The 20,043-nt window shown below is 40.3% G+C and carries 26 protein-coding genes; 4 read left to right on the forward strand and 22 right to left on the reverse strand.

The window, feature by feature from the left end:
- Positions 1-20: 20 nt before the first annotated feature.
- The 14 genes from folD to ASC42_RS05710 form a co-directional block, all read right to left on the reverse strand.
- Complete coding sequence (gene folD, locus ASC42_RS05645; RefSeq protein WP_055440927.1) at positions 21-872, reverse strand: bifunctional methylenetetrahydrofolate dehydrogenase/methenyltetrahydrofolate cyclohydrolase FolD; 852 nt, start codon at positions 870-872, stop codon at positions 21-23.
- A gap of 23 nt (positions 873-895) precedes the next feature.
- Positions 896-1,282 carry a transcription antitermination factor NusB gene (gene nusB / locus ASC42_RS05650; protein ID WP_055440928.1) on the reverse strand — a complete coding sequence of 129 codons (387 nt, stop codon included), beginning with the start codon at positions 1,280-1,282 and terminating at the stop codon, positions 896-898.
- Positions 1,283-1,402: 120 nt separating this feature from the next.
- Positions 1,403-1,798 carry an Asp23/Gls24 family envelope stress response protein gene (locus ASC42_RS05655; protein WP_032100010.1) on the reverse strand — a complete coding sequence of 132 codons (396 nt, stop codon included), beginning with the start codon at positions 1,796-1,798 and terminating at the stop codon, positions 1,403-1,405.
- A gap of 21 nt (positions 1,799-1,819) precedes the next feature.
- Complete coding sequence (gene accC / locus ASC42_RS05660) at positions 1,820-3,172, reverse strand: acetyl-CoA carboxylase biotin carboxylase subunit (RefSeq protein ID WP_055440929.1); 1,353 nt, start codon at positions 3,170-3,172, stop codon at positions 1,820-1,822.
- Positions 3,173-3,185: 13 nt separating this feature from the next.
- Positions 3,186-3,686 (reverse strand): acetyl-CoA carboxylase biotin carboxyl carrier protein, encoded by a 501-nt coding sequence (gene accB / locus ASC42_RS05665; RefSeq protein ID WP_055440930.1) that lies wholly within the window; start codon positions 3,684-3,686, stop codon positions 3,186-3,188.
- A 190-nt stretch (positions 3,687-3,876) separates the two neighbouring features.
- Positions 3,877-4,440, reverse strand: coding sequence for a SpoIIIAH-like family protein (locus tag ASC42_RS05670; protein WP_055440931.1), 564 nt, complete (start codon positions 4,438-4,440; stop codon positions 3,877-3,879).
- 12 nt (positions 4,441-4,452) lie between these two features.
- A complete protein-coding gene (spoIIIAG, locus tag ASC42_RS05675; RefSeq protein WP_055440932.1) occupies positions 4,453-5,019 on the reverse strand; it encodes a stage III sporulation protein AG in 567 nt (188 codons plus the stop codon).
- Between the two features lie 6 nt (positions 5,020-5,025).
- On the reverse strand, positions 5,026-5,595 hold the full coding sequence (spoIIIAF, locus tag ASC42_RS05680; RefSeq protein WP_055440933.1) for a stage III sporulation protein AF: 570 nt from the start codon (positions 5,593-5,595) through the stop codon (positions 5,026-5,028).
- A gap of 16 nt (positions 5,596-5,611) precedes the next feature.
- On the reverse strand, positions 5,612-6,772 hold the full coding sequence (spoIIIAE, locus tag ASC42_RS05685) for a stage III sporulation protein AE (RefSeq protein ID WP_055440934.1): 1,161 nt from the start codon (positions 6,770-6,772) through the stop codon (positions 5,612-5,614).
- Positions 6,773-6,776: 4 nt separating this feature from the next.
- Complete coding sequence (gene spoIIIAD / locus ASC42_RS05690) at positions 6,777-7,178, reverse strand: stage III sporulation protein AD (RefSeq protein ID WP_280790523.1); 402 nt, start codon at positions 7,176-7,178, stop codon at positions 6,777-6,779.
- A gap of 6 nt (positions 7,179-7,184) precedes the next feature.
- Positions 7,185-7,391, reverse strand: coding sequence for a stage III sporulation protein AC (spoIIIAC, locus tag ASC42_RS05695; RefSeq protein WP_032100016.1), 207 nt, complete (start codon positions 7,389-7,391; stop codon positions 7,185-7,187).
- A gap of 15 nt (positions 7,392-7,406) precedes the next feature.
- Positions 7,407-7,919, reverse strand: coding sequence for a stage III sporulation protein SpoIIIAB (gene spoIIIAB, locus ASC42_RS05700; RefSeq protein ID WP_055440936.1), 513 nt, complete (start codon positions 7,917-7,919; stop codon positions 7,407-7,409).
- Positions 7,920-8,843: a stage III sporulation protein AA gene (gene spoIIIAA / locus ASC42_RS05705; RefSeq protein ID WP_055440937.1), complete on the reverse strand. Its 924-nt coding sequence runs from the start codon at positions 8,841-8,843 to the stop codon at positions 7,920-7,922.
- A gap of 13 nt (positions 8,844-8,856) precedes the next feature.
- Positions 8,857-9,129, reverse strand: coding sequence for a YqhV family protein (locus ASC42_RS05710; protein ID WP_055440938.1), 273 nt, complete (start codon positions 9,127-9,129; stop codon positions 8,857-8,859).
- A 195-nt stretch (positions 9,130-9,324) separates the two neighbouring features.
- Here ASC42_RS05710 and ASC42_RS05715 point away from each other — a divergent pair, with 195 nt between their 5' ends.
- A complete protein-coding gene (locus tag ASC42_RS05715) occupies positions 9,325-9,630 on the forward strand; it encodes a hypothetical protein (protein WP_055440939.1) in 306 nt (101 codons plus the stop codon).
- A 311-nt stretch (positions 9,631-9,941) separates the two neighbouring features.
- Positions 9,942-10,607, forward strand: coding sequence for a hypothetical protein (locus ASC42_RS05725; RefSeq protein WP_055440941.1), 666 nt, complete (start codon positions 9,942-9,944; stop codon positions 10,605-10,607).
- 61 nt (positions 10,608-10,668) lie between these two features.
- On the opposite strand, the gene efp is transcribed toward ASC42_RS05725, so the two are convergent.
- From efp to ASC42_RS05745, 4 genes are read right to left on the reverse strand one after another with little or no spacing between them, the layout of a single operon-like run.
- Positions 10,669-11,226 carry an elongation factor P gene (efp, locus tag ASC42_RS05730; protein WP_003394108.1) on the reverse strand — a complete coding sequence of 186 codons (558 nt, stop codon included), beginning with the start codon at positions 11,224-11,226 and terminating at the stop codon, positions 10,669-10,671.
- An 18-nt stretch (positions 11,227-11,244) separates the two neighbouring features.
- Positions 11,245-12,306, reverse strand: coding sequence for a M24 family metallopeptidase (locus ASC42_RS05735; RefSeq protein ID WP_055440942.1), 1,062 nt, complete (start codon positions 12,304-12,306; stop codon positions 11,245-11,247).
- Positions 12,307-12,308: 2 nt separating this feature from the next.
- Positions 12,309-12,755, reverse strand: a complete 447-nt coding sequence (gene aroQ, locus ASC42_RS05740; RefSeq protein WP_055440943.1) for a type II 3-dehydroquinate dehydratase — start codon at positions 12,753-12,755, stop codon at positions 12,309-12,311.
- A 38-nt stretch (positions 12,756-12,793) separates the two neighbouring features.
- Positions 12,794-13,357 carry a YqhR family membrane protein gene (locus ASC42_RS05745; RefSeq protein WP_055440944.1) on the reverse strand — a complete coding sequence of 188 codons (564 nt, stop codon included), beginning with the start codon at positions 13,355-13,357 and terminating at the stop codon, positions 12,794-12,796.
- A gap of 115 nt (positions 13,358-13,472) precedes the next feature.
- Between ASC42_RS05745 and ASC42_RS05750 the strand changes: the two genes are divergently transcribed.
- Entirely contained in the window at positions 13,473-14,402 is a 930-nt protein-coding gene (locus ASC42_RS05750) for a DUF1385 domain-containing protein (RefSeq protein ID WP_055440945.1), read from the forward strand.
- A 20-nt stretch (positions 14,403-14,422) separates the two neighbouring features.
- Positions 14,423-14,764: an SA1362 family protein gene (locus ASC42_RS05755; protein WP_055441051.1), complete on the forward strand. Its 342-nt coding sequence runs from the start codon at positions 14,423-14,425 to the stop codon at positions 14,762-14,764.
- Between the two features lie 15 nt (positions 14,765-14,779).
- Here the strand turns inward: ASC42_RS05755 and ASC42_RS05760 are convergent, their stop codons facing one another.
- The 4 genes from ASC42_RS05760 to ASC42_RS05775 form a co-directional block, all read right to left on the reverse strand.
- On the reverse strand, positions 14,780-15,658 hold the full coding sequence (locus tag ASC42_RS05760) for a patatin-like phospholipase family protein (RefSeq protein WP_055440946.1): 879 nt from the start codon (positions 15,656-15,658) through the stop codon (positions 14,780-14,782).
- Between the two features lie 75 nt (positions 15,659-15,733).
- A complete protein-coding gene (mntR, locus tag ASC42_RS05765) occupies positions 15,734-16,162 on the reverse strand; it encodes a transcriptional regulator MntR (protein WP_004889573.1) in 429 nt (142 codons plus the stop codon).
- A gap of 69 nt (positions 16,163-16,231) precedes the next feature.
- On the reverse strand, positions 16,232-17,257 hold the full coding sequence (gene splB, locus ASC42_RS05770) for a spore photoproduct lyase (protein ID WP_055440947.1): 1,026 nt from the start codon (positions 17,255-17,257) through the stop codon (positions 16,232-16,234).
- Between the two features lie 106 nt (positions 17,258-17,363).
- On the reverse strand, positions 17,364-19,925 hold the full coding sequence (locus ASC42_RS05775; RefSeq protein WP_055440948.1) for a vitamin B12-dependent ribonucleotide reductase: 2,562 nt from the start codon (positions 19,923-19,925) through the stop codon (positions 17,364-17,366).
- Positions 19,926-20,043: the final 118 nt, after the last annotated feature.

Raw genomic sequence — 20,043 nt, forward strand, 5'->3', positions numbered from 1 at the left:
TGTCACAAAAATAACCTCGCTTATTTATGTTGTTCACGTGCTGCTTGTACAGTATTGTGCAACAACATCGTAATCGTCATGGGTCCGACACCTTTTGGCACAGGGGTAATGTAGCTTGCTATTTGTTTTACATCATCAAAATCGACATCCCCACACAACTTTCCATCTTCTAATCGATTAACGCCGACGTCGATCACAATTGCTCCTTCTTTCACATATGAAGACGTGATCAGCTTCGGTTTGCCGACCGCAACAATTAAAATATCTGCTTGGCGTGTGATCGCTTCTAAATCGCTTGTGCGTGAATGACAATACGTTACCGTCGCATGTTCTCGTAAAAACAGTTGACCAACTGGCTTACCGACAATGTTACTACGTCCAACGACAACGACATGTTTTCCTGCAATATCAACTTGCAAAGATTGCACCATATATAAAATACCATACGGTGTACAAGGTAAAAATGTTTGTTGTCCCGTCATCATTCGTCCAATATTGAGCGGATGGAAACCATCGACATCTTTTTCTGGTGCGATCGCTTCAATCACATGTAATTCATTAATTTGTGGCGGTAGCGGCAATTGAACTAAAATGCCATGTACTGAGCCGTCTTCATTTAGACGAGCAATTTGCTCTAACAAAAACGACTCGGATATGTCGCTTGGAAAAGTCAGTAAAACTGAACGAACCCCAATTTCTTCACATGCTTTTTGCTTCGCTTTCACGTACGATTGTGAAGCAGGATGATCTCCAACGAGAATAACCGCTAGTGATGGAACAATACCTTCTCGTTTTAACTGCTCGACTTCTTTCGCTAATTGTGCTCGTTTTTCTTTTGCTAATTCAAAACCGTTAATGATTTGCGCTGTCATAAACCCTTCTCCCCCTTATTCTTTTAAGACAATATTTCTTTTATTTTTGCAAGTACGCCGTTAATAAAGCGACTTGATTTTTCGTCACCGAATACTTTGGCTAATTCAATAGCTTCGTCCATACTTACACTCAACGGAATATCATCCATATATTTCATTTCGAATACAGCCATGCGCAAAATGGAACGATCGACATTTGCGACACGCTCTAACGTCCATTTTTCTAAATGTTGGCGCAATAAATCATCGATTTCTTTCTGGTGCTTAACTACGCCAAAAACAAGCATCTCCATAAACGGATCTGTTTCTTCTTCAATAACGTTCGCAACCGCTTCGTGTGGTTCAATGCCTCCTACGTCAATCTGAAACAACGCTTGTAACGCCTTTTCCCTTGCTGTATGCCGTTTCATGACCAAAACCCTTTCTATCATATTGTCGAAAATTATATCATGATCATACCATATTTCGACGAAAGAAAACACTCACACATTGAAAAAGGGCGATCTCATAAACGAGATGGCCCTTTTTCTTTACTCCACTTCCGTCTCTACTTTCGGTGTTTCAAATTGAACGCCAACAATATGGACGTTCACTTCAGCTGTTTCTAATCCTGTCATCGTCAACAATGCTTGCCGAACATTTTCTTGAATTTTTTGCGAAACAGTTGGAATAGATACACCAAAGTTCATCACACAATAAATATCAATGACAATGCCACGATCTGTTAAATCGACTTTTACGCCTTTACCGTGATTTTTTTTACCTAATCGCTCAACGACACCAGCCGCAAAATTACCGCGCATTTGCGCTACTCCTTCAATTTCAGAAGCCGCAATGCCTGCGATCACTTCAATGACTTCCGGCGCAATTTCTACTTTACCTAAACTGTTATGGCCATTTTCCATTTCTAATACGTGTTCAGACATAACAAATCCCCTCCTTTATCATTAAGAGTTCATTACATCGTATGTTTCTAAAAACTTTGTATTAAAGTTTCCTTCGACAAATTTTTCGTGCTCAAGTAATTTTAAATGAAACGGAATCGTCGTATGAACGCCTTCAATGACAAATTCACTTAAGGCGCGTTTCATACGCGCAATCGCTTCTTCACGCGTCGGTGCATGAACGATCAGTTTAGCAATCATCGAATCGTAATACGGCGGAATCGTATAGCCTGAGTAAGCGGCAGAGTCCACTCGCACACCAAATCCTCCTGGCGGCAAATACATTTGTATTTTCCCAGCCGATGGCATAAAGTTTTTCGCAGGATTTTCCGCATTAATTCGGCATTCAATAGACCAGCCGTTGAACGTCACATCTTCTTGTTTCAACGTTAATTTCTCACCAGATGCTACGCGAATTTGCTCTTTAATTAAATCGACACCTGTTACCATTTCCGTCACCGGATGTTCAACTTGAATGCGCGTGTTCATCTCCATAAAATAAAACTGACGGTTGCGGTAGTCGTAAATAAATTCTACCGTTCCTGCCCCCGTATATTGAACTGCTTGCGCTGCTTTGACAGCTGCTTCTCCCATTTTTTTACGCATTTCTTCATCAAGTACAGGAGATGGCGTTTCTTCTAATAGTTTTTGCAAACGACGTTGAATCGTACAATCGCGCTCTCCAAGGTGAATGACGTTTCCATATGAGTCTGCTAGCACTTGAATTTCTACATGCCGGAAATCTTCGATGTATTTTTCAATATATACCCCTGGATTTCCGAACGCTGTTGCAGCTTCTTGTTGCGTGATCGTAAGTCCTTTAATGAGCTCTTGCTCATTTCGAGCGACACGAATGCCTTTTCCACCGCCACCTGCAGTTGCCTTAATAATAACAGGATACCCGATTTCGTTCGCTAGCGCAATTGCTTCATCGATGCTTTCAATAATTCCTTGTGAACCAGGAACAATCGGAACCCCAGCTTGTCTCATCGTCTCACGCGCAACATCTTTTGTACCCATTTTTGTAATCGCTTCCGGACTTGGTCCGACAAACGTAACGTTACATTCCCGGCATAGTTCGGCAAAATCAGCGTTTTCAGCTAAAAACCCGTAGCCCGGATGAATCGCATCACATTGAGTTAACGTCGCTACGCCCATAATATTTGTAAAGTTTAAGTAGCTGTCTTTAGACGTTTTTGGACCGATACAATATGCTTCGTCTGCTAATTGAACATGAAGCGCTTCGCGATCTGCCTCAGAAAATACAGCAACCGTCTCGATACCAAGCTCTTTGCACGCCCGAATAATCCGAACAGCAATTTCCCCACGATTGGCAATTAACAATTTTTTTATCATCACGATCGCTCCTTTATTCAGGCTTCACAAGGAATAAAGGTTGTCCATATTCAACGAGCTGACCGTTTTTCACGAGCACTTCTACGATTTCTCCATCAACTTCCGCTTCAATTTCGTTAAATAATTTCATTGCTTCAACAATACATACAATCGTATCTTTTTTCACTTTATCGCCAACCTTTACGTACGGTGCAGCATCTGGTGATGGCGCTGCATAAAACGTACCGACCATCGGCGATGTAATCGTATGTAAGTTTTCTGCTTCCATAGCTTTTTTTTCCAGCTTCGCTTCTTCTTTCACTTCCACCTTCTCCACAACTGGTGCCACCGGTGTTTGTTGTTGAGCGACAGCTATTTGCGGCACGTCCACTTTTGGTGAAGCAACAACAACCTGTTCAGCTGCTCCAGCTTTTTTCATTTTAATTTTTGATCCGTCGTGTTCATACACAAACTCGACAATGTTTGATTCGTTCACTAATCGGATTAATTCGCGAATTTCTTGGATTTTCAACATTGACTTACACCCCTCGCCCCATCATTTGTAGAAAAAGATTATACAATACCATGATACGACACACCTTTTCCATTATTCAATAAAATGATAAGAAAATGTTAGAAAATTTATATCTGGTCATAAAAACAATTATTATTATATAGTATTATAAAATTTATTTTCAACCGAAAAAAAATAACCGGTAATCCGGTTATTTTTGGAAACGAACAGCTACATCTTGCACGCGGCCAAGTTCACTTTGAACGAGTTGGATAATTTCATTCGCTGCTTTTTTCGAATGTTCTTTTGCTTTCACTGTAATATGCACTTGATTTTCGTGAACGCGAACAAGGGCATCGTCATATCCTTTCGATTTAATTAACGTTTCTAACACCGCTTCTTTTTCTGCAATATTGGAAAGCTGTTGCAACTGGTCAATCGCTTTGCTTTTCTCTTCGGCAGATACGTTATTGGAAGCGACAATGGCATTCAACTCTTGACGCAATTTGCTTCGCTCATCTTCAATTTCGAGTCGAAGCGCTGTAAATAAATCGTCACTTCCTGTATTCGTTTGTTCGACAGTCACATCTTGCTCATTTACGACTTCTTCTTTCATCGCTTCATCTGTCGGTTTTAAGCCTTTTTCATTGTTTGCCTCTTCCTTTTGGTCAAACGCTACTTGCTCTGTAAGCTGAGGACTTGTTACATAATACACCGATAAGACGACAACTAAACTAAACATTGTTAACAACCAAACTGTTTGCTTTTTCAACATATGTTCTCCCCCTTACTTTTTTGGTAAAACAGCAACGCGATGACTCGGAACGTTCAACGTTCGCGTCACAGCTTCGACAATCCATTTTTTCACTTGCACTTGATCAGCCCCTTTAGCAACAACAAGCACACCGCGAATTTCTGGTTTTTTCGTTTGCAAAACGAGAGGTGTTTCTTCGTCTCCTTTGCGGACGATGACAATTTTTTCGTCTGTTGACTCATCTTCAATTTGACGTTTTCCACCTTCTTTATCTTCTTCCATCGTTCGTTTTTTTTGAACGATTTCATTTTTTTCAAGTACGTTTTGTTCTGTGGCATCGACATTTACGATTACTTTTACTTCACCAACGCCAACAATCGCCTCAAGCGCTTCTTTTAGTTGTTGTTCGTATCGTTTTTCATAGTCGGAAATTTGTTTTAATTTTTTCTCTTCATCTGTTTGACGAAATACAGCTTGAGTTGTTTCTTGCTGAACTTGTTTTGAAGAAGAGGAGTTAAATACATTGCTAAAGATCATAAATGACAAACCGAAAGCCAAAAGGATTGCGATTAGTCCGTTTTTTTCAATCCATTGTTTCACCCCTCCCTACTCCCTCCTTTCTAGGTGAATCGTGATCGTTTGTGGGTCGACTCCCCACATGTTTGCTAAAAAGCGAGCGAGGTCATCATGTTCATTTGTTATTTGTGGCGATGACTCAATGCGAATCGGTTTGACAACAGAACTTGTTTCTTCTGCTAATTCAACCGTAATCGCCTCAATCGGAGGGGGGGTTTTTTCCGTCTCCCCGATCGTTAATGAAATATCCGTCACCGTTAACCCATACGTGCGCATCAACTCCTCAGCCGCTGTGTTCTTTAGCTGGACAGCCATTTGTTCTAAAATATATGCACGTTGTGAGGCTTGTATTTCTTTTTTCTTTCTTTCAATGTCATTTTCAAGTGTTTCATTTTGTTGGTGTTGAATCGAAGCGAACCACGTATCTACATTTCCATGAAATAAACGAAGAAGCGGTGAAAATAAAATGAAAATAAACAGTAAACCGACAACTATCTTTACATATTTTTGGAATGATCCGTTTGGCAAAATGAGATCAATGATAACGGCTAGCAAGATGAACGTAATGAGATGGGAAATCCATTCGGTCAATAGTCCCACAGCCTCTATTCTCCTTTCAGCGAACCATCATCGTTAAATTTCCTGCTGCGATGATGACAGTCATACTTAAAAAAAACATAAGCGATACGATCATCAGAGCAACGAGCACATACATGATACTTTTGCTCATTATACTCAAACAGGAAATGACGATGCCTCCTCCCATCGGTTGTAACATTGCGGCTGCTAGTTGATAAATAAGGGCGATGACTAAAATTTTGATCGCTGGAAACGCTGCAATAAGAAGCAACAGAGCCACTCCGAACAACCCAACTGTATTTTTTAATAAGACAGACGCGGTGACAACGGTATCTGCCGCATCCGTAAACATCCTCCCGATAATCGGGATAAAATTTCCTGCCACAAATTTAGCTGCTCGTATCGCCACTCCATCCGCAATTGCGGTTGTCGCTCCCTTGACCGACAATACACCGAAAAAAATCGTCAGCATTACACCAAGTGAACCGACACTAATGTTGCGCAACAAATCCGCCAATTTGGTTACTTTATAATGTTCGCTTAATAAACTAACGATGCTTAAAATTGTCGCTAAAAACAAAAGTGGTAATGAAAAATGTTCAACGATCGTTCCTGTTATATTCATAAAAAACAACACAATTGGGTGAAAAAATGCTACGGATACAACACCACCAGACGACGCCATCAGCGCAAGTAAAATGGGTAAAAGGGCAATCATAAAACTCGTCATCGTTTGAATGGCTTCTTTCGCATACGTCACCGCAACATGAAAACTATTTAGCGCAATAATCATTAACACCATATAAACAACTGCATGTGCGACTTTACTGACAGCATGATGTGAAAAAGCGTTTTGTAACGATTGTAAAAATAAGCTAAATATCGTTAATAAAATAAGTGTCCCAAGCAATTTTCCATTCGCCATCAGCTCGTACAATAAAAATTTTATAAACGCCCGCAACCATTCACTAAGCGATAGTTCTTTTTCTCCATGAATAAACTGCCAAAAGGAACCTTTTTGACTTTCTGGCAATAGACCACCATACTGTTGAACAATATGATCCCAATATTGTTTCATCGACTCAACTCCAACTTGTTCCGCCTGTTGTTTCACTAGTTCATTCGTTGTTGGTGAAGCTTGTACAATAGAAGGCAAGAAAAAAAGAAGAAAGAAAAATAAGATGGGAGCGCGCTTCATGTCATCACCCCTTCATCGGAAGAAAGCTTAAAATCGTTTCAATTAAAGCTGTTAAAATCGGAATCGCCATTGCTAAAATTAAAATTTTTCCACCTAGTTCAATTTTTCCAGCGATCGCTCCTTGGCCAGCATCTTTTGAAATTTGTGCACCAAACTCCGCAATATAAGCAATGCCGATAATTTTCAAAATCGTTTCGACATACACCGTTTGAACGTGTGCTTCGTTCGCTAGCGTTTGAACCATGCGAAAAATGTCTTGAATGCGATCAATTAAAAATAAAAAAATAACTGTTCCAACAAAAACGGTTAACAAAAGTGAAATATTCGACTTATGTTCGTTTAAAATCGTCACTAAAAACGTTGCAACAAGTCCGAGTCCAACAATTTGCAAAATATCAATGAGTATTCCCTCCTAACTTTGAAACAAAAAAACAGATTTAATTTTTTGGAATAAGTCTTGAACGATCGAAATGACTAAAAATAAAATGTAAATAAACCCTAATAATGTAACCCATTGTGCATATTCTTTTTTTCCAATCCCTTCTAATACAGCGTGCAAAAAAGCAACGACAATGCCTACACCAGCAATACGAAAAATTAAATCTACGTCAACGCCCATTTGAAATGTCCTCCTCTATATGAGTAAAAGCACGATGAGAATGCCCGTTAATACACCTAAACTTTTCATCATTTTTTCATAACGTTGTTGTTTTTCGATGGCATCCCCTTCTTCTCTCTCTAAATGCACCATCGTTAAACGAATATAATTTTGTTGAATTTCATGATCGTATTGTCCAAGCGTCTCGCCAAACTGTTTCATAATCTCCAATTCACCTTCTTTGAAGGCAGTCATTTTCCACACTTCATGCAAACTTTCTTCCCACGCTTGACAAGCATTCATCGTTCCTTTTTGCAACTTTTGCGCAAACGATTCAAACAACCATGATAACGGTTTTGATAGCTGTTGAGATAATCGAGACGCAGCGTCCATTAACGGCGTATGCCCGTACATAATTTCTGCTTCAAGTGACTGCAATGCCATTTTTAACTGGCGCAATTGTCTTGTGCGCTCGCGTAAAAGTCGCGACGCTTCAAAACCTGACCATGTTGTCGCCAATATAATGCATATTGCTCCAATCCATTTCATTTACATCACGCTCATCTTTCGATATATATCGCGACCGTTTGCATCTCGAACAGCTTGAATCGTTCCAGGACGTCCGATATTCGTCAATTCAACAAATCGTTCAAATACAGCTTGTTCTATAATCGGGCGCAGCGATGGGCGCTTGATTATATCGTCGAAATGGTGGCCATGCGCTGTCATAAATAAGCCCACTCCCGCATGAACCGCTTCTAAAATCGCAGTGCAATCTGCCTCACTTCCGATTTCATCAACGATCAATACATTTGGGCTCATCGAACGAATCATCATCATCATTCCTTCTGCTTTCGGGCATGCATCGAGCACATCGACACGATGGCCGAATGTAAATTGCGGAATGCCTTTCACACAACCAGCAATTTCTGAACGTTCATCGACGATTCCCACTTTTTGAGGTGCAATTTGCCTCTCTTTCACTCCGATGCTTACGATGCGTGCAATATCGCGAAGAATCGTTGTTTTTCCTGTTTGAGGCGCTCCGATAATCATCGTATTAAGCCATCGTTTGTCGTATAAGTAAGGAAGAAGTGGCTCAGCCATGCCGATTTGTTGCCGAGCCATCCGAATGTTAAATGATGTAATATGTCGGATCGCTTTTACTTTTCCGTCTTCTGTAATTACTTTTCCGGCTAAACCGACTCGATGCCCACCTTGAATGGTAATGTAGCCTTTTTTCAACTCTTCTTCGATCGTATAAAGAGAATATTGACTTAATTTATTTAATAGTTCGATGCCTTCTTCTATTTGTACAACATGTGGATATATGTACGACCTCCCCCCAGCAATGACTTCCAACGGGCGATGAATGCGAATGCGAATTTCTTCGATCGTAGAATGGGAACGAGTAGAAAACGATTGAATGGCATGCACGAGCGTTTTAGGTAACATATCAAACACCGCTTGCATCTTCTTCCCTCCTTCATTTCACGACATAAATACCGATCAATATACATATGACTCCCGCACCGATCCATACGAGCTTAAACAATGATAGTTCATTCGCCACCGCAACAAGCCCAATCATCATAACAACGAAAAAAATCGTCGGACCGACAACAGCAAGCAATGTATTGATCGCAATCGCCTTTTTTACATCATTCAGCGACAACATAACAATTGCTGCGCTTAACTCAATCGCCGCAGATAAAAACCGTAAACCCGCCATCGTCCAAACAGTTGCATCAATTTTCATCGCATCCTCCTTGTACAACGGTGCTAGTACAACGTATGCAGAAATGGGACAATTCAGAAGTACAGAAGGAGGGAATTTATAAAAAATGAAACCTATCCCGAAAAATTAATTTTCTAAAAATATTTACAAAAAAAAAAAAAAAAAAAGTAAAATGTTAATTGAAATTTAAAATTTAAGGATCCTGGAGGTGCTTATATGTCTTTAAACCAAATTTCATACAAACTAGGTATCACTGAAAAGGCAAATAGCCTTTATCATGAAATTGACAGACGAATAACAACTCCTATTTCTAATGCTATTAAAGACTTTTTTGGAATTCCTACAGCTACTGGTGCAGGTGGAAGTTATGTTTACAGTAAATATATTCAAAAAGCATCTACAAAAGTCGCAGTAAAATCTACAGTTGGTGGAGGAGTAATATCAGCATTAATGGAGATAGGGGTAAGAAGTTTTAACAACTTATATAATGCCAACAAAGATATTATCCGAGGTTACAAGTAGGTGTAGCAATTGAGATGGACATATTTACTTATAATAATATCATGTGTTATCTTATCAATTCCAATTATCCGTCTTATTTTAGAAAAGGTGAGTAATTCGAATATACGTTCAAAAACTATAGATATATGGCTTTTTCTCAACTTGCCTATCGCCCTGTATGTGTATTTTCTTTACATTAAGTACACAAATAAGCTTCCTTTAACACATCTTTTAATAATTGAAGTTTATTTTCTACTTTTGATTACTCTGTTCATCGCTAGTGCTATAAAAGGAGGCATTGCCAAAAAAATGATCCAAATCTGGAGAGATATATGGAAATAAAAACTGTTGTATATGATCCAAAGGATTTACCGATTTACAACGTTGGTGCATATTCCATAATTACTGGAAAGACATACCCCTTGATACCGGAAGGGGATATATGGATATTAGAGTTGACAGGCTCCTTGAAAACAGAGCTAAAACTCTATCAAATACTAATTAACGATCAATTTTTTATCCCAGATCCCACAAAAAAATGTGTTATATGGGATAAAACTATTGTATCGGTTCTAAGTGAGACCCAGGATATGAGTATGTCACCTAAAATTGATCAATTTTCTTTATCAAAAAGTATCTCTATAAATAAAGAGGAAAAAACAATATATCCATTAAAACAGTCTTTAAAATTCAACTCTTTAGATCAGCGTTTACACTGTGTTTGTAGGCTAAAAAATGTAAAAATCGATTTTCCTATCGTGGTAAAAATATATAATAAAAATCAGTTCTTATATATTTTTGATGAATGGATAGAAAAATCGGACTCACACAACAAATTTGAAAGGACATTTTATTTTAGTGTAAATACCACACAATTCTCAAGTGGACTCTGGAACATTGAATTAGAAACTCCTTTTGAAAGATATATTTCGCAATTCGAGTTCTGCTGTTTTGGTTACACTTGGTCATCATCTAGCCTTTTTGACACAATTATTTAAGGACATCAAAAACATATAAAAGAAAAAGATGCCCCATTTGCTTTAGGGGCGCCTTTTTCCATTACGCGCGTGATACGTATGTGCCGTCTGTTGTGTTAATAATTAATACATCGCCTTCGTTGACGAAGAACGGTACTTGAACGACAAGACCTGTTTCCAATGTTGCTGGCTTCGAGCCACCCGATGCCGTATCACCTTTAATGCCTGGCTCTGTTTCAACAACTTTTAACTCAACTGTGTTTGGCAATTCGACACCAATTGTTTCACCTTGGTACATCATAATAAATACTTCCATGTTTTCTTTTAAAAACTTTAATTCATGTTCAATTTGTTTCGCAGGCAACTCAATTTGCTCATATGATTCCATATCCATGAACACATGTTGATCGCCGTTTGCGTATAAATATTGCATTTTGCGGTTGTCGATTTGTGCTTTGCTTACTTTTTCACCTGCGCGGAACGTTTTTTCTTGAATCGCACCTGTGCGCAAGTTGCGAAGTTTTGAGCGAACGAATGCTGCACCTTTTCCTGGTTTCACATGTTGGAATTCGATGACGCGCCAAATATCGCCGTCAACTTCAATCGTTAAGCCTGTACGAAAATCGTTTACTGAGATCATGTTCATTTCCTCCTACGTCTATAAAGTAATGAGATCTTTTGGTGAAAGTGTGAGCCGCTCATTGCCGTTTTCTGTAATGACGATGTCGTCTTCAATGCGAACACCGCCTAATCCTGCTATGTAAATGCCTGGTTCAACCGTCACAACCATTCCCGGCTGTAGCACTGTATCCGAGCGCATCGAAAGCGCCGGCATTTCATGCACTTCCATGCCGAGCCCATGACCTGTGGAATGTCCAAAATATTCACCAAATCCGCAAGCAGAAATATAATCGCGTGTGAGCGCATCTGCCTCTCGTCCTGTCATCCCGGGACGAATGTGTTCAACACCGCGAAGTTGGGCTTGCAATACAACATCGTATATGCGCTTTAATTCGTCGCTTACCTCTCCAACGGCAATCGTTCTCGTCATATCGGAGCAATATCCTTTATAATACGCACCAAAATCAAGCGTGACGAGCTCTCCTTTTTCAATGACTTTCTCTGTCGCCACTCCATGAGGTAATGCTGAGCGCACACCAGATGCAACGATAATATCAAACGATGAACTTGTCGCCCCATGTTTGCGCATAAAAAATTCTAACTCATTCGCCACATCAATTTCACGCACACCAGGGCGAATAAAATCAAGAATATGGCGAAAGGCGGCATCGGCAATCTCGGCTGCTTCCTTTAATATCTTAATCTCTGCTTCCGACTTAATCAAGCGTAACTTTTCAACTACGCCTGAAATTGGAACAAGCGTTGCTTTGATCGCTTTTTCATATGCTGAAAACGTTGCATACGAAAGATCGTCTTGCTCAAATCCAAGCTTTTTAATACCTAATCGCTCGACTTGTTTGGCTACTTCTTCAATGAGCGTCTGTGTATGTTGAACAATTTCATACCCTTCAATTTGTCTTGTCGCTTGTTCGACGTAGCGAAAATCGGTAATAAATACGGCACCCGTTTCGCTAATCAAAGCAACACCCGCCGTTCCTGTAAAATTTGTCATATAGCGACGATTATAATCATTTGTAATGAGAAATCCGTCAATGCCATGTTCAGCGAATTGTTCACGAAGTTTTTGTACTTTATCCAATGTTATTTCCCCTTCCCTTCAACCATATCAAGCAACGCTAAAATCGCCAATCGATATCCGTTTACACCAAGTCCAACAATTTGTCCAGCCGTCACAGGAGCAAGAACAGATTGATGACGAAACGGCTCTCTTGCGTGAATATTTGAAATATGTACTTCAATAACTGGTGTTTGTATGCTTGCAATCGCATCACGCAACGCATAACTATAATGCGTAAACGCTCCAGGATTAAAAATGATTCCATCGTACAACGATTCCGCCCGATGAATTTGGTCAATTAACGCCCCTTCATAATTACTTTGATAACATGTTAATTCCGCCCCATATTCACCAGCAAATTCTGTTAACTGTTTTTCTAATTGAGCAAGTGTCGTATGTCCATAAATATGCGGCTCTCTCATACCGAGACGATTTAAGTTTGGACCGTTTAAAAGGAGGAATCGAACCATTCCCCCTCTCCCCCCTTTACTGATGAAAATACATATGGTTATTTTACCACATCGACCTGTTTTTGTCGCCTCATCTCTGCAACTTCAAATGAAATGGAATAACCGATAAACATTCCATATAAAATGTAAAAGCATACCATCGTGACAACCGTATTTCTCTCAAGTTGTGAAACAGCTTTTAACTGCGGAAAAATGGGATTTAATACGTAAAAAACAAGTACCCATAACCCGATGCCGAAAGCGACGCCTGGCCAAATGCCTTGACGATTTTTTAAAAAAGCATAGTACAGAAACGAAGCAATAACTGAAGCGAGCCCAATGAACAAAATCGCAATCGTCTGACCAAGGGTGCCGTCTTTCCAATCACCGATCGCCCACGGTTGCAAAATGAAATTTGGCGCTACTTCTGTAAAATGAAAAAAATAAGCACAGTATGCGAGGAAGCTCCAAAATACACCCCCAATAAAACCAATCAATGCAACCTTTGCTAAAACGGGCATTGGTTTTTCTCTCTTATTTTGTTCAAGTTGTGCGTCTTGTTTCGTTTTTGTTTGCACAGCAATCACCTCCGTTTTTATCTTGTCCAAAATGTTGGATCTCATGTGTATCAGCTCTCATTTTTGGTAACAATACAAATACAAACGATACATCGACCTAGAGGTTTTTAGCGTTTTCTTGTAGAATATAAGAAAAAAGAAAATAGGTTGGTGTCTTCTTATGAGTAAAAACGTATATGGCGGGCAGGCGGTCATTGAAGGGGTCATGTTCGCTGGACGTAATCATTCTGTCACAGCCATTCGGCGAAAAGACGGTTCGATTGAGTATTTCCATGTTCCACGCGAAACAAATAAAACGCTTGCTTTATTCAAAAAAATTCCGTTTCTTCGCGGCATTTTTGCAATTATTCAAGCAAGCGCGAACGGCTCGAAACATTTACAGTTTTCAAGTGAACGATATGATCTTGATCCAAATGAAGACGAAGCGTTGGACAATGAGGCTCCATCCAAATGGACAATGATTTTAGGTGTTGCGCTCATCGGGGTGTTATCGTTTTTATTTGGGAAGTTTATTTTTACGCTTATTCCTGTATTTTTAGCCGAATTAACGAGACCGATGTTCCCATCGAACACAGCACAAATACTCGTTGAAGGGTTTTTTAAACTTCTTTTACTTTTAGGGTATATTTACTTTATTTCGCTCACACCACTCGTTAAACGACTGTTTCAATATCATGGAGCAGAACATAAAGTAATTAATGCCTATGAAAATGGGTTACCGTTGACGGTTGAACATGTACAACGACAATCTCGTCTTCATTATCGTTGTGGTAGTAGCTTCATTTTATTTACTGTCATCATTGGCGTATTCGTTTACATGTTCGTCCCAACTGAACCACTTTGGGTGCGCGTATTAAATCGATTAGCGCTCATTCCCGTTGTATTAGGATTATCTTTTGAAGTATTACAAGTCACAAACGCGTTGCGACATGTTCCTGTGTTGCGCTCACTTGGCTACCCCGGCTTATGGTTACAACTATTAACGACGAAAGAACCGACTAATGATCAAGTGGAAGTAGCGATCGCATCATTTCAACGTTTGCTTGAGTTAGAGGGAGAAGCGACGAAACAGCAAGAAGAAGTGGTGTAATGATAAAGGAGGTGGATCGATTGCGTCGGCGCCCATTCCCGCTTATTACTTTGCTTATTGTATTCGCTATTTTTGGGTTTTCTTATCGTTTATGGAACGATCCGATTCAGTTGTTGAAACAAATATTTTTTATCATATGTATTGTGGCTGTCTTTTACGGTATATATAAATGGATACAAAGGCAGCGCTTTGGTCACTCGTATCAAAAAGCGGTGAAACAATCGAAAAAACTCCACCACCAAAAAACGAAGCCGACGTCGAAAAAGCAAACGCGCCCAACCGCTTTAAAGAAAAAACATGCCACTCATTTAACAGTCATTGAAGGTAAAAAAGGAAAGAAAAAAAATCGGGCTTCTTTTTAACCCGATTTTCTTCTTTTAATATGTCCATGTTTTTAAAAATTGCTCTGTCCGTTCTTTTCCAAACGAAATAAGCTTCTTTTTTTCTTCATCGGTCATTGAAAAATCTGTGGCAACAATATGTTTGACCGGAAGAAAAATAATGTTTTTCTCATGACGGCGTGAAATGTATCGTTCATCATGCGCCTCGCGCATCGTTTGAAATAACGCTTCATATAAGTCAATTGCATTATGAATGTTCTTTTTGGCTTTTTGTGCCTGTCTCGCGCTTAGTTTTATGCCGAGAACAGGCCTTTTTTTTCGCTCTTCATCAAATAAGAAAATCGGAAAATTGCTTAACAGCCCACCATCAACAACGATATGCTTCCCTTCGTCTGTCTTTAACCGTACAGGCTCAAAAAAATAAGGGATGCCGATGCTCATTCGGACTGCTTTTGCGACCGGAAAACGAAGAGGATCAATGCCGTATTTCGGTAAATCGTCTGGCAAAATAAGCATCGTTCCATTTGTTAAGTCAGAAGCAATAACGCGCAATCGTTCATGGGGTAAATCGGCAAATGTACGCACTCCTTTTGTACTGAGCTGTTCAGCTATCCATTGTTCAAGCTTTTCTCCTTTATACAGCCCCATTTTCCAATAAAGTAAAAGCCATTTTAACCACGCATACGGAATGATCGTACGTCGTTCATCGAGAAAATCCATTAAATTCATATCTTCCATCATGTCTATAATTTCCTTGCTTGTAAATCCCGACGCAATAAACGAAGCAATAAGCGCCCCTGCGCTCGTACCGGCAAGCCGTTTAAAACGAAAACCTTTTTCCTCGATGGCCTCGTATGCGCCAACCAATGCGAAACCTTTCACACCTCCACCGGAAAAGACACCATCAATCTCCATGCTCTTCCCTCCCTCGCCATATATGTATGAAAAACGGGAGAAATTGAGCATAAAAAAGCAAAAAAGAACAAGCGTTTATGCCTGTTCTTGCTCGTTTTGCCTTTGAATGTTGCGAAGCGCTTCAAGACGTGACCGATCTTCTTCAAAGTACTGTACTAAGTCACCAATACGATCAATCGCATTCCAGCTTAAATGATGTTCGATTCCCTCAACATCGCGATAAATGTTTTCTTCATCGACGCCAATCAGGCGCATAAATTGTTCCAGTAGCTCGTGGCGATACACAAGCCGCTTACCGATTTTTTTTCCTTTCGGAGTCAGTACGAGCCCTCGGTATTTTTCATATACTAAATATTCGTCTTTATCAAGCTTTTGAACCATTTTTGTCACAGAGGAGGGATGAACAGATAACGCTTCAGCAATATCCGATACGCGAGCGTATCCTTTTTCTTCGATCAATATATAAATTTGCTCAATATAATCTTCCATGCTTGGTGTTGGCATATATGTCCCTCCTAAACAAACATCCGCGATCATTATGATTATAACATGTTTACCAAGCATGACAACTATTTACGTAAAATATTCAATTGTGGCTTCGGGAAAAAATTGTGCAATATAGGAACAAATCGTGTCATTTAGCCGATTGGCTTCTTCATCTCGGTACACATATTTTCCGATCCCGTATCGTCCCCATTTATATTTTCGTTTTGTTTCATCAAGATCTAGTTTCGTCTTCGGATACCGTTTTTGAATGACTGTTTTCGCTGGTTTTGTGAAGCGATGTTGAATTAATTCAAACGTTACGCCAGTTAAATCGATATCTTGTAAATTCGCATGTAATCGTTCAAATAGTTCAAAATATCCTTCTTCCCAGCCGTCATGCATGTAAATGGGTGCAACGATAAAGCCGAACGGATAGCCAGCGCGTGCCACTTTCCGTGCCGCTTCCAACCGTCCATCAAACGAAGATGTCCCCGGTTCAAAATTTTGAATGACATAACGTGAATTGATGCTAAAACGAAAACGTGTTTTTCCGTTATGTTTCGCATCAAGCAGATGATCAACATGTTCATACTTTGTGACAAAGCGAAGGCGTCCATATTCGGTTGCACCAATAAATTCAATCGCTTTTTTTAACGCATGCGTCAAATGGTCGATGCCGACAATATCCGACGTACAAGCGGCCTCAAAACGCGTAATTTCCGGAGCACGTTCATCAATATATTTTTTCGCTTGGGCAAAAATATCCTCGAGATTGACGTACACACGAATGTAAGGTTTGCTTCCGAGCGTTGTTTGTAAATAACAATAATGACAATGACCCATGCATCCTGTCGCAAGTGGAATCGCATATTCTGCTGACGGTTTAGACGTATCAAACTTTAATGTACGGCGAACACCGACAACAAGTGTTGATTTTGCATTGCGGTATTGTTGCAGTTCGTTATCCCCCGGAATACCACGAACTTGGTTGTGGGATGTCGTTTCGCGAATGTCAATATGCATATGTTTAAATTTCTCATACAACTCTTGGCCAAGTGGATAACGGAGCGCTTCTGGCTCAAAATAAACGAGTTGCGGAATAAACGGCTTCATACAATCACCTCAATGTTAGTATGTTTGATTGTCACGAGGTGATGAAATACAATTTTTGTTATCATTCATAATGAAAAGGAACGGAGATTTCCCGTTCCTTTTTCCATCACAAACCACATTTTAATTGCGCACCGCAACTTGTACATGTGTTGCAGCCACCGATTTCTTCGACCGTTCCTTCGCGACATACCGGGCAAATGTTGCCGACTTCCGAACCGATCGTAACGTCTGTCGCCCGTAAATCTGGAATCGTTTCGACGATTGCAACTGCTCGTTTTTTCGGTTCTTCTGGAAGAAGCTCCAGTTGCTCTTCGATCGCACGTTCTTCCGCTTTTAATGTCAATACTTGCGCATCGCGGCTACCATCGACATATACTGTGCCACCTTTTGCGCCACCTCTCCATAATCGTTCGTACACTTTTTGCACTTGTTCGACCGTATAGCCACGAGGTGCGTTCACCGTTTTCGAAAGGCTAGAGTCAACCCAACGTTGAATAATGCATTGTACATCCGCATGCGCTTCTGGCGATAAATCCATCGCAGTTACAAACCAATGCGGTAAATTATTCGGATCCGCTTCTGGATGTTTGTCCAAATATTCTTGGACGATATCCGCCTTTACTTCAATAAATTTACCAAGACGTCCGCTTCGGTAGTAAGAGAAGGAAAAATATGGTTCAAGTCCTGTGGACACGCCGATCATGGTCCCTGTCGATCCAGTCGGAGCAACCGTTAACAAATGTGAGTTGCGAATACCATATTTTAAAATATGTTGTCGAATATCGTCTGGCATGTTTTTCATATAACCGGTATGAATAAACGCTTCGCGCAATTTCATCGTTTCTTCTTCTGTTTCACCAACTAAAAACGGAAAGCTCCCTTTTTCTTTTGCGAGTTCAATCGACGCACGATACGCTGTTGTCGCGATCGTTTGAAACAGCTCGTCCACTAACTGATTTCCTTCTTCCGAACCGTACTCTTTTTCACAATAAATAAGCAAATCCGCTAGTCCCATGACGCCAAGACCGACGCGGCGCTCCCCAAGCGCTTGCTTTTTATTTTCCTCAAGGAAGTATGGGGTTGCATCAATAACGTTATCTTGCATGCGGACACCGACTTCAACCGTCCGCTTTAATTTTTCATAATCGACAACTTTTTTTTCTTTATCGACCATATTCGCCAAATTAATCGCAGCTAAATTGCACACAGAATAAGGTGCGAGTGGTTGTTCTCCACACGGATTTGTTGCGACTACTTTTTGTCCGTACGCTCTTGCATTCGTCATGTCGTTGGCGTTGTCGATAAAGAAAATGCCCGGTTCGGCGGAATACGTTGCGCAAATGTTAATGAGCTTCCATAGCTCGCGCGCACGAATTTTACGATAGACGCGAACGCGATAGCCCATTTTCTCCCATTCGCGCACATCGCCGACTTCATGCCATTTTTCGTTATAAATGCGCATTTCTTCTTCCGAATACGTTTCAACATCTGGAAAACGCAACTCATACTCTTCATCTTTTTCTACCGCTTCCATAAACTCTTTCGTTAAACAAACAGAAATGTTCGCCCCTGTTAAAAAGTCCGGATTGTGCACGCTATACGTTCCGCCTGTCCGCAACTTTTCTTCCGCATCTTTAATTATTTTTTCCGTGAAACCACCGTAACCTGGGATGTTTTTGTAATTGACAATCCCTTGATACATCGCGCGTTCTTGTTCAGTAAGTGGCGTAAACTTTAATTTTTCTCTCGCTGCTTTTTGAATGCCTTCATCTTCTGTGTTTTCAAGCAAATAGCGAAAAATGCGCGGATTTTGCATTTTCGAAATAATGAATTCAATAATGTCCGGGTGCCAATCGGCTAGCATAATCATTTGAGCGCCACGGCGCGAGCCACCTTGTTCTACAAGATGGGTAAGTTTCGCAATGTCGTCTAGCCATGATACCGACCCGGACGATTTTCCGTTTACTCCACGCGCAAGTGTATTGCGTGGACGAAGAGTCGAACCGTTCGTTCCTACACCGCCACCGCGGCTCATAATTTCCATCACTTGCTTTCGATGTTCAGAAATGCCTTCGCGCGAATCTTTCACAAACGGCATAACGTAGCAGTTGAAGTACGTCACTTCCGTCCCAGAACCTGCGCCATACAATACGCGTCCAGCTGGAACAAAATTCAGGCTGACAAGCTGTTCATAAAATTTTTCAAACCACTCTCGTCGTTTTTCTTCTGTCTGCTCAACAGCGGCTAGCCCGGTTGCGTTCCGCTTCGCAATTTGTTCATAAAAAATTTCGAGTGGTTTTTCAATGACATCGAGGGAACGAACAACAATGCCTGTTTTCGCTTCCTCTCCTTCCAACACATGACGATATTCTTCTTCAACAAGCACGTGTGCTTTTTTATTTTCCCAGTCCAGTTCAACGACAAATCCAAGTCCACGCGCTGGAAACTTCGGATCTTCCTTCACGGTTAAAACGACAAAATCTCCGACGCTTAACGTCAACTTTTCCGTATCTTTAAACGAATAGCGATCGATCATCACTAAACGCGATACACCCTTATATGTAATGTGCATATCAGAAGTAATCGGGTGCACTTGTGGAAACAGGCGAATGTCTTCATTTAGTTTGTCCACATTCACCGTCATTTTTTCAGAAAACGCAACCGTCATTTTTACCTCTCCTCTACCAACATAATCTTACTACATTAAACTACCATATATCGACAACAAGAATCAATAAAAAAATCAATATGTAGTATGATTTTTTTAAAAACACATACTACATATT

This window comes from Anoxybacillus suryakundensis, from assembly GCF_001418025.1.
Lineage (GTDB): Bacteria > Bacillota > Bacilli > Bacillales > Anoxybacillaceae > Anoxybacillus > Anoxybacillus tengchongensis.